Below are 15,227 nucleotides of genomic sequence, written 5' to 3'. Positions count from 1 at the left end.
GGGTCAAAGCCGATACTCCCGGCACATGATCATAGCCAAAGCACCAAAGCCCAGAGCACCCAAACCATGAGCGAAAACGTCTTTGCCGATGCCTTGGTACCCGACGTCGACGATCCGCAATTTGCCGATCTGATCGAAACCTTTACCGTGCCTGCGCGCGTACCGCTTGCACCGGAAATCGAGATGCATCTGGCGACCCACATCACCCCGCTTTGGCAGGCGACCGAGGATATGCTGGGCGTGCTTGATATCCCGCCCCCCTATTGGGCCTTTGCATGGCCGGGTGGGCAGGCCATCACGCGCTACATCCTTGATCATCCCGAAATGGTCAGCGGTAAGCGGGTTCTTGATTTTGCCTGTGGTGGTGGCATGCAGGCCATTGCATGCGTCATGGCCGAGGCAGGCGAAATTTTGGCCAATGACATTGATCCTGTGGCCATCACTGCAACGCGTCTGAATGCCAAGCACAACGGCGTTGCCTTCCCGACCACGACCGATAACCTTGTCGGCACCAGTGCGCCGGAAAAACGCTGGGATGTGATTTTTGCCGGCGACGTTTGTTATCAGCAGGACATGGCAAATGCCGTTCTGCAATGGCTGATGGCGGAAGCCCGCCTTGGCACGCGGGTTATTCTGGCCGATCCGGGGCGGACTTATGCCCCGACCCATAACATTGACGAGCTGGAAACCTATGAGGTCCCAGTCGATGTCGCCGTCGAGGACACCGATACAAAATTCACCCGAATCTGGCAGTTACTGCCAGATCGGGGAAATTCTGTTTAATCGCTGATCGCGTTAGCTCGCAATGCTCTTCACACAGCTGTTGAGCTCGTTAATGCCGTTAAACACGAACTGAATGTTTTTGGAAATGTCGTGGGTAACACTTGTCTGTTCTTCGACAGCAGACGCAACCGTGTTGACATAATCACTTACCGATCCAGCCGATTCCGAAATTTCCCGTGTTGAATCAACCACCCGCTTGGTAATGCTCAGCATCGAGTTGATTTGCACCTCAATCTGGTCGGTTGCCTTGGCTGTTTGGGTCGCAAGATTTTTGACCTCGCCTGCGACAACGGCAAAGCCCTTGCCCGCATCGCCTGCGCGTGCGGCCTCAATCGTGGCGTTAAGCGCCAAAAGGTTTACCTGCTCGGCCAGATCGCGAATGATCTGGACCACCCCGGACATTGACTCCGACGTGCTTTCAAGTTCCGTGCGAATGCCATCGGCCATTTCAGATTTGGCAACGATATCATTCACCGCGATCTGGGACCGGTGCATGCTTTCACTGATTTCCTGGATGGCCGCCAGCATTTCCTCGGATGCACTGGCAACCGCCTCGGCACTGGCACTTGATCCTTCGGCGAGTTCTTCCGCGGTTGTGCGGGTCATGACCTGCTTGGTAACATCGGAGGCATATTTAACAACTTTGAACGGTCGCCCGTTCATGTCAAAAACCGGGTTGTAGCTGGCGCTGATCCAGACTTCCTTGCCGCCCTTGCCCATGCGTTTGAACTCACCAGACTGATACTCGCCCCGTCTTAGCGCCGCCCAGAAAGCTTTATATGCATCAGTTTTGACATATTCGGGATCAACGCACATGCTGTGATTTCGGCCTTTCAACTCAGCCAGCGTGTATCCCATTGCGTTCAGGAAATTGTCATTGGCATCAATAATCGTCCCGTCCAACTCGAACGAAATTACGGCTTGGGACTTTCCAATGGCATCTATCTGGCCTTCATAATCCGCCGCACGCAGCTTTTCGACCGTAACGTCAGTTGCGTATTTGACGACTTTGAACGGTCGACCATTCATATCAAGGATCGGATTATAACTGGCTTGAATCCAGACTTCCTTGCCGCCCTTGCCAAATCGCTGATACTCGGCGGACATGTATTTTCCAGACCGAAGCGTTTCCCAGAATTTCTTGTATTCCGGACTTTTTGCGTACGCCGGATCGACAAAAATCTGGTGATGCTTGCCCTGCACTTCCGCAAGCGTATAGCCCATTACATCAAGGAAATTCTGATTGGCCGTCAGGATCTTTCCGTCCATGTCAAATTCAATGACAGCTTGTGACTTTCCGATCGCCTCAATCTGGCCAGCATAGTCGGCCTTTTGGCGTTTCTGATCAGTTACATCGCTGGCGACTTTGAAAACTTTGTAGGGCTTGCCATGTTTGTTGAGAACCGGGCAATAGGTCGCCTGAATCCACACATCCTTGCCACCTTTGCCAAAACGATGGAACTCAGCTGTGAAAAACTCCCCGGCGGCAAGTCTTTCCCAGAATTCTCTGTATTCGGGGCTTTTTGCATATTCCGGATCAACAAACATGCTGTGATGTTTGCCTTTAACCTCTTCAAGCTCATATCCAAGCAGTGACAGAAAGTTTTTGTTCGCGGTGAGGATCTTGCCATCCATCGTGAACTCGATTGTGCCCTGCGACAGCTTGATCGCGTCGATGATGTGCCCATCATCGTTTCGTGCACCAAACATCATCTTCTCCCTCTATATCAACAAGGCCCACCTTAGCCTTGATACGCGCATTTCCAGTTGCAGGAAACGGCATCCCCAGTACTTCCCCCCAGAAGCATCGTTTGTTCGGATGTTAGGCACACTTTACCCAATCATCCCAGATCGTTCCACCTTATCAGTCGGTTAATCTGTTTGTGTACCAGCGTTATGTTGCCAGGAATTTATCTATTGCCGTCAAAATCCAGCAACGCAATCTTTAGTTGCATAATAGATGTTCACAGAAACTGATCAAAATGAAACGCTATTTCGGAACACTAGTTCTACGTGGTGTCGGATTGTCCGTTTTTAAATAGCGCCCCACCAGTTTTCGTCGCAATTCTGCATCGTCAATCAACTGTAAAACGAATGTTGGATGCGGTGCATACCCGGCGCGTTTTACGATCTGGCAGAACATTTCCCATTGGCTGCGCGCGGCAAAACGTCGATTTCGCACGGGAATATCGACAAGTGCAAAGGTATCGCCGTGATCAAATACGTGTCCGGCAACAGACTGGTAACTGCCAACCCGGCCTGTCTTCAGCCCGCAATCAAGTGTGATGTTTATGCCGTCGAGCTGACAGTATTGGTAATGATCGGGCACTGATTCCGTGCTGTGCATATGACTAAGCTGCGTGGGTGTTAGCCATGTAACCGCCACCCTGACTGTCGTCCCCGGCGAGGATGCCAAAGTTGCCGGAAGTGCGCCATAACCAGCCATATGCGCCGAATAGACAATATCGTGGTTGGCCATCCAACCAAACGTCACCGGAACAGGTTCTTCATGATGATGGGGTGGTGCGAATTTGCGGGCCAATTGAACTGGCGCACGGTTGGACCCAACGGCCAGAACCGGGGTCCGTCCAGCCGTCGAGCGGTCTATATCACCTGCAACCATCTTCCTGATTGTGCCATCCGCAAACAGGAAATCATAATCTGGCGCGTCATAGGGATACAAAAACGCGCGCAGGATTTCCTGCGCGCGTGGATGCTGTTCGATCTGTTCACGCAACACGGGATCCGTGATTTTATGCGCATCAGAAATCGAAAACATGCAAAAGTCTGTCCGGCTTAGTCTTCGACAACGCGATAACGGCAATTGCAGTTATCGACATGTTGCCACGCCAGCTTTGACCATGCCTTTTCGGCATCTTCAAAAGTTTTATACGGACCATGGCGTTCTTCTTCGCCACCGACCGGGGTTTCAAATTCGGTGGTTTCATATTCACCACCGACAACCCAGTATTCGTCAAAACGTTCGATGCGATACCGCGAGTTTGCGTCATCGACCGACTGCCAGGCCATTTTAGACCACTGTTTTTCCGCGTCTTCGAAGCTGCCAAACGGACCAACTTTGGTTTCTTCGCCAATCGGCTTATCAAAACCGGTATCCTGATAGGTGCCCCCGATAACCCAATATTTGGCCATCTGTGCGTCCTTCATGCTTTTGGTGATTTGCCATGCCGCGCGCTGTGGGTCACGCGACTCAATTCCTTGCCCTTGTATACCGAAATGATACGTCAACCAAAACCGCAAAGTTTCGTATAACCTTGCAACGCAGCATCCCGACTGTATTTGGGGACGCCGTTACAAAGTTACAAACGCTTCTTTGCCAACAAGCATGGTTGTCCCCAGACGCAGCAAAGCGTATGAAGACAATCAGATTTTAGTGCTCAGCAGATGACAGGTGCCATGCCCTATCAATCCCTTCGTGACTTCATGGATGCGCTGGAAAAAACCGGCCGTCTTGTTCGTGTCACTGAACCGGTTTCCCCCAACCTTGAAATGACAGAAATCCAGACGCGTCTTCTGGCCGAAGGCGGCCCGGCGGTGTTGTTTGAAAATGTTGTCGGGGATGACGGCAAAAAATATGACATGCCGGTTCTGGTCAATCTGTTTGGCACGGTAGACCGCGTGGCAGAGGGCATGAACAGAAAGCCCGAAGAACTGCGCGAAGTCGGCGAAACGCTGGCCTTCCTCAAACAGCCCGAACCGCCCGGCAGCCTCAAGGAAGCCTTTTCGATGCTGCCGTTGGCCAAGACCGTGATGGCGATGAAACCCAAAACGGTTTCCAAGGCCCCGTGCCAGGAAATCGTCATGACGGGCGATGATGTTGACCTGTCAAAAATCCCCATTCAGTCGTGCTGGCCAGGCGAACCGGCTCCGCTGATTACATGGCCGCTGGTCGTGACCCAAGGACCGTCGGCCGGCAAAAATGGCGGCGACAAACGCGATGTGTTTAATCTTGGCATCTATCGCATGCAGGTGCTGGGCAAGAACAAAACCATCATGCGCTGGCTCAAACATCGTGGTGGTGCGCAACATCACGCGCGCTGGAAAAAGGAAAAGCCCGATCCGCTGCCAGCGGCAATCGTTCTCGGTGCCGATCCTGGCACCATTCTGGCCGCCGTAACGCCTGTGCCCGATACTCTTTCGGAATATCAGTTTGCCGGGCTTCTGCGTGGTGCCAAGGTCGAACTTGTGGACTGCAAAACCGTCCCGCTTAAAGTACCCGCCACCGCCGAGATTGTGCTGGAAGGCTATGTCTCGCTGGATGAATACGCGCCCGAAGGCCCTTATGGCGATCACACGGGCTATTATAACTCGGTCGATGATTTCCCGGTGTTTAACATCACCGCGATCACCATGCGCAAAGACCCGATTTACCTCTCGACCTTTACCGGTCGCCCGCCAGATGAACCCTCGGTTCTGGGCGAAGCATTGAATGATGTGTTTGTGCCGATCCTGCAGCAGCAATTTACCGAAATCGTTGATTTCTGGCTGCCGCCCGAAGGATGTAGCTACCGGATTGCAGTGGTGTCGATGAAGAAGGCCTATGCCGGTCATGCAAAGCGCGTGATGATGGGCGTTTGGTCGTTCCTGCGTCAATTCATGTACACCAAATTCGTCATTGTCGTGGATGACGACATTGATGTGCGTGACTGGAAAGACGTCATGTGGGCGATATCGACCCGTATGGACCCGGTGCGCGATATCACCACGGTGACCGACACCCCGATTGATTATCTTGATTTCGCCTCCCCGGTTAGTGGTCTTGGCGGCAAGCTTGGCCTTGATGCCACCAACAAGTTCCCCGGCGAAACCAACCGCGAATGGGGCGAAAAAATCTATATGGACGATGACATCATCGACCGTGTCGATCAGAAATGGGACCGATACGGACTGCCCGGTTCAGGTAAGAAAATCTGGAAAGACTAAGATCGGTTCAATCGCGGGATTAAATCCCGTGAAAAACCATATCCAATGCGTTGGTGAGTTTGAAGGCATCTTCAAATTCACCGACCTTCTCCCCCAATTCAGATGTGCTGAGCGTCGCTATAAACTGCGGCAACAGCACCCAATCATCCCCACCAATTTTAATCACCGGATTAAGCCTGTCGGCAGGTTTTGGGAATTGGGAAACCGGTTTTAGGGGAACCACGACGCGGGTGCGCAGGTCCGATAGCAGATCCGACTGTGCATCAACGACATACCCGGTTTCAAACCGGAAAATATCACCTTTTGCCATCAGAATTTTCGATGGGATGCCAACGGGATACCCTGTCGATCAACATAGCTGTTACTGGCATCGATCGCCGCCTTGTTTTCCTGCTTCCAAAGGACAGCACGCTGCTTGGCGACAGCTTCGCGCAAACCCAATTCAGCAGTGCGGGAAATATTGATCCCCAGCGCCTTTGCTTCGTTCAAAAGATCAACATCTAGACTGATATTGGTAGGTTTTCGGTGTGGTTTGGCAGCGGTGCCCGTCATTTCGACCTACCCTTCATGCGCAAAATTTATGCGCATATTTTACCAACAAACCGACATTAACTCAATTGCGGAAAAACAGCCAGTGATCGCCATTGCCTGCTGGTTCTTGCGAATAGAAGAACTGCGGCGCATCGCACATGAAATCATCGACCCGGATCGCAAAGTTGCACAGCCTGTCATCGCCGATCACCTCGGCCATGAACTCGGTGCTGTTTTCCTGCCAGCTCATGACCGGCGGGGCGGTTTCATCATGAATGCACAGCGCAACCTGTTCGGAGCTTTCAAACGGAAGATAGCGGACTTCACTTTGGTCCTTGCCACCATGATTAGTGACAAACAGCATTGCAAATCGCGGTCCATCAGGACTGTCCAGATCAACCCAACCCGCAACCCGATCAACCACATCATCACAGGTAAAGTCACCGGTCAGCATCTGATGACGGTAGTTTTGCGCATATTGACCACCCTGAATGCGCATTTCGGAATAAAGCTGATTGGCGGATACCGGATCGACCGTGTTCCCATCATTCAGAGGCGTCTCAACATCTGCATTTGGACTTTCGTCGGCATACGCAAGACCGCCCAGCCCAGCAGAGATCGCGAAAAAAAGCCCCATCAACATTGCCTGCTTGCTCATATTTTTTCCGTGTGTATTTCGGCTTTCATAGCCATTTATGTGCCGTTTTTTTGAGTATAGCAAAACGGCAATAAAAATCGTCAAAAGACATGCCCTTGCCGATCCCCCTTTATCGCGCCACCTTTGGGGCAGCAAGGCAAATGAACAAAAGACGAAACCTCTTTTTGTTTCGCCCCTTTGCGAATGCGCCTGCGCGCCCTATAAAGTAGCCATCACATTCCGAATTAAGGGAGCTTCCATGCCCAAGACCGACATGACACTTGATCGCATCACCGATCTTCTGGCCCGTGCAAAAAAAGCCGGTGCCGATGATGCCGACGCCGTTTATGTCGAAGGAACGTCGCTTTCGGTGGCCCAGCGTCTGGGCAAGATGGAAAAGCTTGAACGTTCCGAAGGGGCTGATCTTGGCCTGCGGGTTCTGATTGGCAAAAAACAGGCGGTTGTTTCATCTTCCGACACCAGCGATGCTGCCTTGAATGAACTGATCGAACGCGCGGTCGCGATGGCCAAAAACGCACCAGAAGACCCCTATTGCGGGATTGCTGATCCGTCTGAACTGGCCGAAACGTTCGATGTTGACGCACTTGAGCTGTGCGAACCGGGCGAAGTCGATCAAGCAAAAATGATCGAATGGGCAACCGCCTGCGAGGAAGCTGCACGGTCAGTCGAAGGCATCACCAATTCGGAAGGATCCGAAGCTGGCTGGGGCCGTCATCAAGTCACTTTGGCGGCAACCAACGGCTTTGCCAATTGCTATGCCGGGTCCGGCAGCCACATTTCGGTATCGGTTATTGCCGGGACGGGAACGGCAATGGAGCGCGATTATGATTATGACAGTGCCGTCTTTTCGACCGATCTGCGCGATCCGGTCGATATTGGCAAAAAAGCCGCCGAAAAAACCCTGCGTCGCCTGAACCCGCGCAAGGTCAAAAGCGCGCACGTTCCGGTGATTTTGGACCCACGTGTATCGGCCTCCATCGTTGGTCACCTGTCCGGTGCAATCAATGGATCGGGCATCGCGCGCGGCACCAGCTTCCTGCTCGATGCGATGGGCAGCGAAGTTTTCGCCCCGCATATCAACATCATTGATGACCCGCATCGCAAACGCGGTCTTCGCTCCAAACCGTTTGATGCCGAAGGTGTCGCCAATCAGAAACGTCACCTGATTGAAAATGGTGTTCTGAAAACCTGGATCATGGATTTGCGCTCTGCCCGTCAGCTGGGCCTGAAATCGACAGGCAACGCATCGCGCGGGGCCGGCAGCCTTCCGGGGCCATCGACCACCAACCTGTATATGGAACCGGGCACCATTTCGCCCGCCGATATGATCAAGGAGATCAAATCGGGGCTCTATATCACCGAAATGATCGGCAGCAGTGTCAACGGTGTGACCGGCGATTATTCGCGCGGCGCATCGGGGTATTGGATCGAAGATGGCGAATTGGTCTATCCGGTATCGGAAATCACAGTCGCAGGGAACCTGAAAGACATGTTTAAAACGGTCGTTCCGGCAAGAGATCTGACTTTTAAATACGGCACCAATGCCCCGACGCTGCGCATTGATGGAATGACGTTGGCTGGTCAGTAAAACGCCGGCTTAAAGTTGCCAGCCCCCTAATAAAAACGCCCGGTCCAAGTGGAACCGGGCGTTTTTATTTGTGCTGATCGTCTAATTGAAACCGAAATGGATTACCTTAGGCTGCGCGAATTTTACTCACGAATGTGTCGGTGGCCCCTTTAAGCGTATTGAAGTTCTGCGACAGCATATCAACCGCTGTCAGCACATCGCCCGACGCCGTACCAGCCTCATTCACAGCTTCTGACACGGTGACAATGTTGGAACTGACAACCGTGGTCCCGCTAGCGGCCTGTTCGATATTGGCGGCAATTTCACGGGTGGCGGCAGATTGTTCTTCAACAGCCGATGAAATGGTTGCAACGATGCCTTCCATTTCGGAAATGGTTTTACTGATCTGCTCAATCTGATTGGATGCATTGCCCGTGCGGCTTTGCACCCCGGCCACCTGTTTGCGGATTTCGTCGGTTGCCTTGGCGGTCTGGGATGCAAGGGTCTTGACCTCGTTGGCGACCACCGCAAACCCAGCACCAGATGCCCCGGCACGTTGAGCCTCAATCGTTGCGTTAAGTGCAAGCATATTGGTCTGATTTGAAATATCGGTAATCAGTTGCAAGACATCCTCGATATTGTTGGATGCGTCAACAAGCTCTGTCATGCTGGTAAAAGCTTCATGCGCCTGCTCAACCGCCCTTTTGGCGACCTCACTTGAAAACACCACCTGACGGTTGATTTCTTCGATCGCGGCATTGAGTTCTTCGGTGGCGGAGGCAACGGAATGGACATTGCCGCTGGCTTGCTCGGTGGCAGAGGCAACTGCTGTGGTTTGCTCGGACGCGGTGCGGGCAATTTGCGACATGCCGTGTGCGGTGGCCTGTAGTTCTACCGAAGCAGCGGCGACCGCTTCGATGATACCACCAACACTGTTGGTAAAACTATCTGCCGTTTGGTTCATAAACGCACGTTGGGCTTCTTTGGCACGGGCTTCCTGTTCGCGCGCCTCGGCTTCAAGTGCGTCATTGCGAATAGCACTTGCTTTAAACACTTCAACAGCCGTAGCCATAACGCCAATTTCATCCCGACGTCCCTGCCCCGGTACCGTTACGGTCAAATCATGATCGGCTAATTTGCGCATGACCCCAGCAATCGCAATGATCGGTTTTGACAGGCGATCGCCAAGTATCCAAGCAATCGCAATGCCCAAAACCACCCCCGCAAGCGACGCAATCAGGATTTCTTTTTCTGCGAGACTGACTTTGGCGAGAACGTCTTGAAAGATGCTTTTTTCCACCGCAGAAAGTTCCTGTTTAAGGTTTTCTGCATCGGCAACGATCTGTGCACTTTCTTCGCGCATAGCGCCATTGACGTTTTCTTCAATCAAAAGCTCGTCCGCGCGGATCTTTTCAAAAACGGTTCGATAGCCGCGAAACATCGTCACCGCATTGGACAGAACTTGCTTGCCGTCTGGCGACACTAGTTTTTGATCAAGTGCGGTTAAGGCGGCTTCTAATTTACGAAACTCATCAGCAGACTTTTCGCCAAAGCTGTCATCCTGTCGCCCGATCAGGATATTGGCATACAACCGCGCAAGCAGGGCGTGTTCGCGGGCATCAGAGACGATTTGATAGGTTTCAAAATCACCGGTTCTGCCGGCATATGCCGTCAATTGGTTTAGGTCAGACAGGATTTTGATGCCGTTTGGTTCAAGCTCATCGAGGATCAAGGTGTGGTATTCGTCGCTCAGCTGCTTTGCCTTGGTGAAATTGGCCAAATAAGCATCAAGTGACGCCGCGATGCGATCAATACGCGCCCGGCGGTCTTCGCTGACGAACATTTCGCGTGCGTGCTCCAGCATTGGTGCCAATTCGTCGGCAATCAGGAAAACCTGCTTTGCATCGGCATGATTGGCCGTATTGGCAAATTCACGTGCGTGGGAACTAAACCTTAAAAAGCGGGCCTCAATCTCGGAAATAGCGGACGCTTCTTCGACATAGACCGCATATTCTTCGACATCTTGGCTGACCCAGACAAAACTGCTATAGACAAAGGAAAGTGCACCGATCAGCACAAGTAAAACCACGGAAAACCCGCAGAGAATTTTTGTCCGCACCCGCATATTGGTAAAAACTCCACCCTGCACAGCAGTTACAAAAGCAACAGAAACCATTCAACATCTCCGAATCCGGCAACAATGTATTTCGACATCGTTAGAGAGGATTTTAGAGCCACTCGAACCATGAGATAATCCCTATTTGGGGAGGTTCGTTTGGGTTTGTTTTAGAATATTAAAATAGTGCGTCCCCAAACCTCACATGGGTGGTGGTGCAGCGTTTACAATAAACGCTACACTTCTGAGTAGGCACATAGGGAAACAGTCAAAAGTCTCCAAAGCGCGCTATGGCACGGGCGCCACAGTCACAACTCAGCCAACCTTTGAGCTGGGAGGTTCGACCGACATTCTTGGTTGCCGTTGCGGTTTGATCCGTCAGGAACAATCAATATAGGCGAACCATCCTTCTAAGCCAGATCGGCGTCGGTCACCTTGTTCAAACCGTCATAATCCTGAGGCACCATCAGGCGCACCGGATAGGGCGACAAGCTGATTTCGCAGGGTAGTTTTCCGGCATTTTCACCGTCAATCTGCAAGGGGGCAGGGCCACAATGGCTTTTGATCGTCAGGCGTTCGGTGCGCACCAGCGACACATCACTTTGTTTGTGTAACCGGTTTAACGTCAAAGCCAAACCATAGCGCGCCAAGGCCCAGATGCCATTGCCCGGCATCAACAAAACATCAAGCTGATTTGACGTCAGGGACGCATCATCGGATATCACAAATGCGCCGCCATAATGTTTGGCATGGGTGACGATAACCCCAGATGCCCGGTAATTTTCCCGGCCAATGCACACTTCAAAGTCGCGGTGACGCGGGAAAAAGATACTGCGCAATCCTTCAAGAACGTATGCGCCCTTGCCGATAAGGCGTTTTAACCGCAAGGACACATTATCCACCGTATCGGCATCGGCCCCCATCCCGACCATCAGGAAAAACGCGCGGCCATTTACAACACCAGGCCGCACCCAAACCATGCCGGGATTATTGATATAGTCGGCAATTGCCTTGGCGCGCAGATTAAGCCCAACTTCGACCGCAAGCACATTGGCAGTGCCCAATGGGACAATGCCAAGGGGTGGAACTTCATGGCCATCAATCTGCGCATCGAGCAAACCGTTCAATGCTTCGTTTAGCGACCCATCCCCACCGGCAACAAATAACCGTTTGTGTGCGCGGACCTTGCGCGCCAATTCACGGGCATGACCGGGATGGGTGGTTTGTAGCAGTTCAACCTTCACCCCGGCATGTTGCAGAATTTCCGACAGAAACCGTTGTTTATTCCCGCCGGCACGCGGATTGAAAATGATGGTCACTTCGGGCTGGGACATTCAGGTTCGACTTCCGCAATAAAACCGAAATAAAAAGTAAGTACTCGCTAGCATATGAAGTAAAATATGTAACAGTTGCTTTACAGAATCGCGAAATTTATGTGAACGGGTTATATATTCGCGCGATTTATTTTAAACCGATACTGGTTGGAGACAGTATCTGGCATCTTTAAAGTCAGTTTCCAGCCATCCTTTTGGCAGGATACGGAGGAGCGGCAATGACAGCGATGACGCTGCAACCGCATTACCGCACGGTCTGGATTTCGGACGTCCACTTGGGGACACGTGGATGTCAGGCAGATCTTCTTTTGGATTTCCTCAATGAAGTAACGGCAGACACCTACTATCTGGTGGGCGACATTATTGATGGCTGGCGTCTCAAGAAAAGCTGGCATTGGCCCGAAAGCCACCACGCCGTTATAACCACAATCATGGAGAAGGCCAAGAACGGTGCCAAGGTTATCTTTGTGCCCGGAAACCATGATGAATTTGCCCGTGAATTTGTCGATATGACTTTTGGGCATATCGAAGTCAAAATGAACGACATCCATGAAACGGCCGATGGCAAACGTCTTTTGGTGATCCATGGCGATGAATTTGACGGTGTTGTCAAATATGCCAGATGGCTCGCCTATCTTGGCGATACGGCCTACAACTTCGCCATCACCCTTAACCGCTATTACAACGCCATTCGCCGTCGCCTTGGATATGGATACTGGTCGCTTTCGGCCTATCTTAAAAACCGGGTGAAGAACGCGGTTCAATTCATCTGCAACTTTGAAAATGCCGTCGCCCATGCCGCTGCCAAACGCAAGGTGGATGGTGTGGTCTGCGGGCACATCCATCATGCCGAGAAACGCATGATTGGGGATGTGCTTTATTGCAATGATGGTGACTGGGTCGAAAGTTGCACCGCCCTTGTCGAAGACATGGACGGCAAGCTTGAACTTCTCCATTGGGCAGAAATGCGCCAGATGGCCATGACCCATTCCACGCCGGGCCGCGATGCTGCCAGTGCTCCGTCGCTTGGCCTTGGCAAACTGATTTCCATGTTCCGTATCGCCCATACTTCGGGCAAACCAGCATCTGCCAAGTCTGAAAAGCGCGGCGATGCACCGATTGGAAAGACTGCATGAAAATACTGATCGTAACCGATGCCTGGTATCCACAGGTCAACGGTGTTGTCCGTACCCTTGAAACCGTACGCGGCGAGTTGGGCGAGATGGGGCATGATGTTCATGTCATCTCGCCTGATCAGTTTAAAACCATTCCGTGCCCGACATACCCGGAAATCCGCTTGGCCCTGTTTGCCAAACGTAAAATGGCCAAAATGATCAAGGCCCTGCACCCGGTTGCCATTCATATTTCGACCGAGGGTCCGCTGGGGCAGGCCGCCCGGGCCTATTGCCTGAAACAGGGCCTGCCATTTTCGACCGCCTATCACACGCGGTTCCCTGAATACATCCACGCACGGTGGCGTTTACCGTTATCGATTTCCTATCGTGGGATGCGCAAATTCCATTCAAAATCACAATCGGTGATGGTCGCGACCGAAAGCCTGCGCGAAGAACTGTCTGACTGGGGGTTTGATAACCTCCATATCTGGTCGCGCGGTGTTGACCTTGACCTTTTCCGACCCCGACCAGATGCAAGCTTTGGCGATTTTCCCAAACCACACTGGCTGTTTGTCGGACGGGTCGCTGTGGAAAAGAACATTGGCCATTTTCTGGATCTTGACCTGCCCGGCACCAAATTCGTGGTCGGCGATGGGCCACAGCTGGCGGACCTGCGTCAGAAACACCCCAATGCGCAATTCCTTGGCAAAAAGGTTGGTGAAGACCTTGCAAACGCCTTTGCGTCCGCAGATGTTTTTGTTTTTCCCAGCAAAACCGACACGTTTGGGCTTGTGATCCTCGAAGCATTGGCATCAGGCACGCCGGTTGCTGTTTTCCCGGTTCAGGGACCAGCCGACATTGTCCGGGGCACAAAAGCCGGTGCGATTGACGCCGACCTTGGCAAAGCCGCCATGGCCGCCCTTGACCTTAAACCCGAAGATGCTCGTGCCTTGGCCGAACAATACAGCTGGCAAAATTCCGCCAGCCAGTTCCTACACAACCTTGCACCATTTTCAGGTGGGTTTGACGGGGTTGAGGCCATCCGCATAACGGTTGATGATGCGGCACGCGCGACAGCATCTTTAACCGCCGACGACACGACCACGATCGGCGATCAACCACTTGCTCAGCCAGCGCAGTAATGCGCTGGTACGACCTTGGCGGATTACTCGTGGTTCAGGCTTTTGCGAAGAATACGATAAGCCAAAATCCCATTGATCGCATCCGTGCCCAACCAACGCCGAAACGGGCGCAACATAAGATAAACCGGGCGCAGCACCTTAACGATTTTGCGCAGCGGGACCAGCTGAGGTGCGTCAAATCCGGCCTGATCGACATAGGCGCGCCACCCCGCGCGCAACAATTCCGGACGTTTTTTAAATTCGCGCTGGATCGAAAAAACAAACAGCAGGATATCACGCGCCTGCGCATCAATGATCGGCATGCGTGCGTTGGGATCTTCTTCAAAATCGATAAAGCCGATTTTGTCATCATCCCGAATGGTCAGGTTACGCAGCAAGGGTGCACCATGCGCAACGCCTGCCTGATGAAGCTGTGCCAATCCTTTGCCTGCGGCATCAATCAATTTTGTGACGGCGTCATGATCCCCTGCACGAATGCAATCTTCGATCCGGGTTTGTAAAATGCCACCATTATCCCCAATCGCGATCCAGTTTTCGGTCACACAGACCAAATCGGGCACCAGAATGCCTCGCTCAGACAATTTGCGCAGAGTGTTTGCTTCGGTTTCAAGGCCTTCTTCGCCGCCGGGCGAGACCGTCGGGCGCAACAAGGCAATGCCCGTAATGTTTGCCAGAAACCGTTGCATATGATGCCAGCCCTTTTGTTTGGCCGGCACAGCTTGCTTGATCCAGATACGCCTATTCTTCCAGCGCAGCGCGAAAACGCGTGCCCCGACACCTTGCGCCATTGTATGTTCTACGAGTGCGTGCAGTTGCTCGTTCATTTTTTTATCTTATATGTCGTTGCGCGTGACCTGCTGATTGGCGGGTCAAATTTGTATCTTTCACATGTGCGCTGCAGCTTGCCGCCCATGCTCGAGCATGCTAGCAACAGCGCATATAGATCGACACATTTTGAAGCCCTATTCCATATAGAGTGTATCATATTGATACAACTTGGAAATGGCCGGAACGACCAGGAACAAATCATTGCCGAA

At 52.3% G+C, this 15,227-nt stretch carries 14 protein-coding genes; 5 read left to right on the top strand and 9 right to left on the bottom strand.

The features are described 5' to 3' along the window. Positions 1-66 precede the first annotated feature (66 nt). Positions 67-783 (top strand): class I SAM-dependent methyltransferase, encoded by a 717-nt coding sequence (locus tag COO92_RS10185; RefSeq protein ID WP_022734088.1) that lies wholly within the window; start codon positions 67-69, stop codon positions 781-783. 12 nt (positions 784-795) lie between these two features. On the opposite strand, the gene COO92_RS10180 is transcribed toward COO92_RS10185, so the two are convergent. The 3 genes from COO92_RS10180 to COO92_RS10170 form a co-directional block, all read right to left on the bottom strand. Further along, the gene (locus tag COO92_RS10180; RefSeq protein WP_101301880.1) at positions 796-2,493 is read right to left on the bottom strand and encodes a methyl-accepting chemotaxis protein; all 1,698 of its coding nucleotides are present in this window, start codon (positions 2,491-2,493) and stop codon (positions 796-798) included. A gap of 280 nt (positions 2,494-2,773) precedes the next feature. Next, positions 2,774-3,562 carry a hypothetical protein gene (locus COO92_RS10175; protein WP_101301878.1) on the bottom strand — a complete coding sequence of 263 codons (789 nt, stop codon included), beginning with the start codon at positions 3,560-3,562 and terminating at the stop codon, positions 2,774-2,776. 17 nt (positions 3,563-3,579) lie between these two features. Next, positions 3,580-3,936, bottom strand: coding sequence for a DUF4170 domain-containing protein (locus COO92_RS10170; RefSeq protein WP_101301876.1), 357 nt, complete (start codon positions 3,934-3,936; stop codon positions 3,580-3,582). A 264-nt stretch (positions 3,937-4,200) separates the two neighbouring features. Here COO92_RS10170 and COO92_RS10165 point away from each other — a divergent pair, with 264 nt between their 5' ends. Beyond that, on the top strand, positions 4,201-5,727 hold the full coding sequence (locus COO92_RS10165) for a UbiD family decarboxylase (protein ID WP_101302555.1): 1,527 nt from the start codon (positions 4,201-4,203) through the stop codon (positions 5,725-5,727). 19 nt (positions 5,728-5,746) lie between these two features. Here COO92_RS10165 and COO92_RS10160 read toward each other — a convergent pair whose 3' ends face one another. The 3 genes from COO92_RS10160 to COO92_RS10150 all read right to left on the bottom strand — a co-directional run bounded on the left by COO92_RS10160 (position 5,747) and on the right by COO92_RS10150 (position 6,916). Further along, the gene (locus tag COO92_RS10160) at positions 5,747-6,037 is read right to left on the bottom strand and encodes a CcdB family protein (protein ID WP_101301874.1); all 291 of its coding nucleotides are present in this window, start codon (positions 6,035-6,037) and stop codon (positions 5,747-5,749) included. Further along, positions 6,037-6,279, bottom strand: coding sequence for a type II toxin-antitoxin system CcdA family antitoxin (locus tag COO92_RS10155; RefSeq protein ID WP_101301873.1), 243 nt, complete (start codon positions 6,277-6,279; stop codon positions 6,037-6,039). The genes COO92_RS10160 and COO92_RS10155 overlap by 1 nt, the downstream gene beginning before the upstream one ends. A gap of 61 nt (positions 6,280-6,340) precedes the next feature. After that, on the bottom strand, positions 6,341-6,916 hold the full coding sequence (locus COO92_RS10150) for a hypothetical protein (RefSeq protein ID WP_101301871.1): 576 nt from the start codon (positions 6,914-6,916) through the stop codon (positions 6,341-6,343). A gap of 238 nt (positions 6,917-7,154) precedes the next feature. Here COO92_RS10150 and COO92_RS10145 point away from each other — a divergent pair, with 238 nt between their 5' ends. Then, positions 7,155-8,504, top strand: a complete 1,350-nt coding sequence (locus tag COO92_RS10145; RefSeq protein WP_101301869.1) for a TldD/PmbA family protein — start codon at positions 7,155-7,157, stop codon at positions 8,502-8,504. A 106-nt stretch (positions 8,505-8,610) separates the two neighbouring features. Here COO92_RS10145 and COO92_RS10140 read toward each other — a convergent pair whose 3' ends face one another. Both COO92_RS10140 and COO92_RS10135 read right to left on the bottom strand, forming a co-directional pair. After that, entirely contained in the window at positions 8,611-10,659 is a 2,049-nt protein-coding gene (locus COO92_RS10140) for a methyl-accepting chemotaxis protein (protein ID WP_101301867.1), read from the bottom strand. 350 nt (positions 10,660-11,009) lie between these two features. Then, on the bottom strand, positions 11,010-11,933 hold the full coding sequence (locus COO92_RS10135) for a diacylglycerol/lipid kinase family protein (RefSeq protein ID WP_101301865.1): 924 nt from the start codon (positions 11,931-11,933) through the stop codon (positions 11,010-11,012). Positions 11,934-12,151: 218 nt separating this feature from the next. On the opposite strand from COO92_RS10135, the gene COO92_RS10130 reads away from it, so the two are divergent. Together COO92_RS10130 and COO92_RS10125 are read left to right on the top strand one after the other, a co-directional pair. After that, entirely contained in the window at positions 12,152-13,069 is a 918-nt protein-coding gene (locus COO92_RS10130) for a UDP-2,3-diacylglucosamine diphosphatase (protein WP_101301863.1), read from the top strand. Then, the gene (locus COO92_RS10125; protein WP_240626397.1) at positions 13,066-14,190 is read left to right on the top strand and encodes a glycosyltransferase family 4 protein; all 1,125 of its coding nucleotides are present in this window, start codon (positions 13,066-13,068) and stop codon (positions 14,188-14,190) included. The genes COO92_RS10130 and COO92_RS10125 overlap by 4 nt, the downstream gene beginning before the upstream one ends. Before the next feature lie 23 nt (positions 14,191-14,213). Here the strand turns inward: COO92_RS10125 and COO92_RS10120 are convergent, their stop codons facing one another. Beyond that, positions 14,214-15,014, bottom strand: a complete 801-nt coding sequence (locus COO92_RS10120; protein WP_101301861.1) for a lipopolysaccharide kinase InaA family protein — start codon at positions 15,012-15,014, stop codon at positions 14,214-14,216. Between the last annotated feature and the right edge of the window lie 213 nt (positions 15,015-15,227).

Origin of the sequence: Thalassospira lohafexi, assembly GCF_002844275.1 — a bacterium.
Classification (GTDB): Bacteria; Pseudomonadota; Alphaproteobacteria; order Rhodospirillales; family Thalassospiraceae; genus Thalassospira; species Thalassospira lohafexi.
This window is presented reverse-complemented; position numbering and strand designations above follow the sequence as displayed.

Excerpts from the sequence above, each read along its gene's own strand:
- COO92_RS10185 (WP_022734088.1), top strand. The coding sequence starts at position 67 with ATGAGCGAAAACGTCTTTGCCGATGCCTTGGTACCCGACGTCGACGAT.
- COO92_RS10180 (WP_101301880.1), bottom strand. The coding sequence starts at position 2,493 with ATGTTTGGTGCACGAAACGATGATGGGCACATCATCGACGCGATCAAG.
- COO92_RS10175 (WP_101301878.1), bottom strand. The coding sequence starts at position 3,562 with ATGTTTTCGATTTCTGATGCGCATAAAATCACGGATCCCGTGTTGCGT.
- COO92_RS10170 (WP_101301876.1), bottom strand. The coding sequence starts at position 3,936 with ATGGCCAAATATTGGGTTATCGGGGGCACCTATCAGGATACCGGTTTT.
- COO92_RS10165 (WP_101302555.1), top strand. The coding sequence starts at position 4,201 with ATGCCCTATCAATCCCTTCGTGACTTCATGGATGCGCTGGAAAAAACC.
- COO92_RS10160 (WP_101301874.1), bottom strand. The coding sequence starts at position 6,037 with ATGGCAAAAGGTGATATTTTCCGGTTTGAAACCGGGTATGTCGTTGAT.
- COO92_RS10155 (WP_101301873.1), bottom strand. The coding sequence starts at position 6,279 with ATGACGGGCACCGCTGCCAAACCACACCGAAAACCTACCAATATCAGT.
- COO92_RS10150 (WP_101301871.1), bottom strand. The coding sequence starts at position 6,916 with ATGAGCAAGCAGGCAATGTTGATGGGGCTTTTTTTCGCGATCTCTGCT.
- COO92_RS10145 (WP_101301869.1), top strand. The coding sequence starts at position 7,155 with ATGCCCAAGACCGACATGACACTTGATCGCATCACCGATCTTCTGGCC.
- COO92_RS10140 (WP_101301867.1), bottom strand. The coding sequence starts at position 10,659 with ATGGTTTCTGTTGCTTTTGTAACTGCTGTGCAGGGTGGAGTTTTTACC.
- COO92_RS10135 (WP_101301865.1), bottom strand. The coding sequence starts at position 11,933 with ATGTCCCAGCCCGAAGTGACCATCATTTTCAATCCGCGTGCCGGCGGG.
- COO92_RS10130 (WP_101301863.1), top strand. The coding sequence starts at position 12,152 with ATGACAGCGATGACGCTGCAACCGCATTACCGCACGGTCTGGATTTCG.
- COO92_RS10125 (WP_240626397.1), top strand. The coding sequence starts at position 13,066 with ATGAAAATACTGATCGTAACCGATGCCTGGTATCCACAGGTCAACGGT.
- COO92_RS10120 (WP_101301861.1), bottom strand. The coding sequence starts at position 15,014 with ATGAACGAGCAACTGCACGCACTCGTAGAACATACAATGGCGCAAGGT.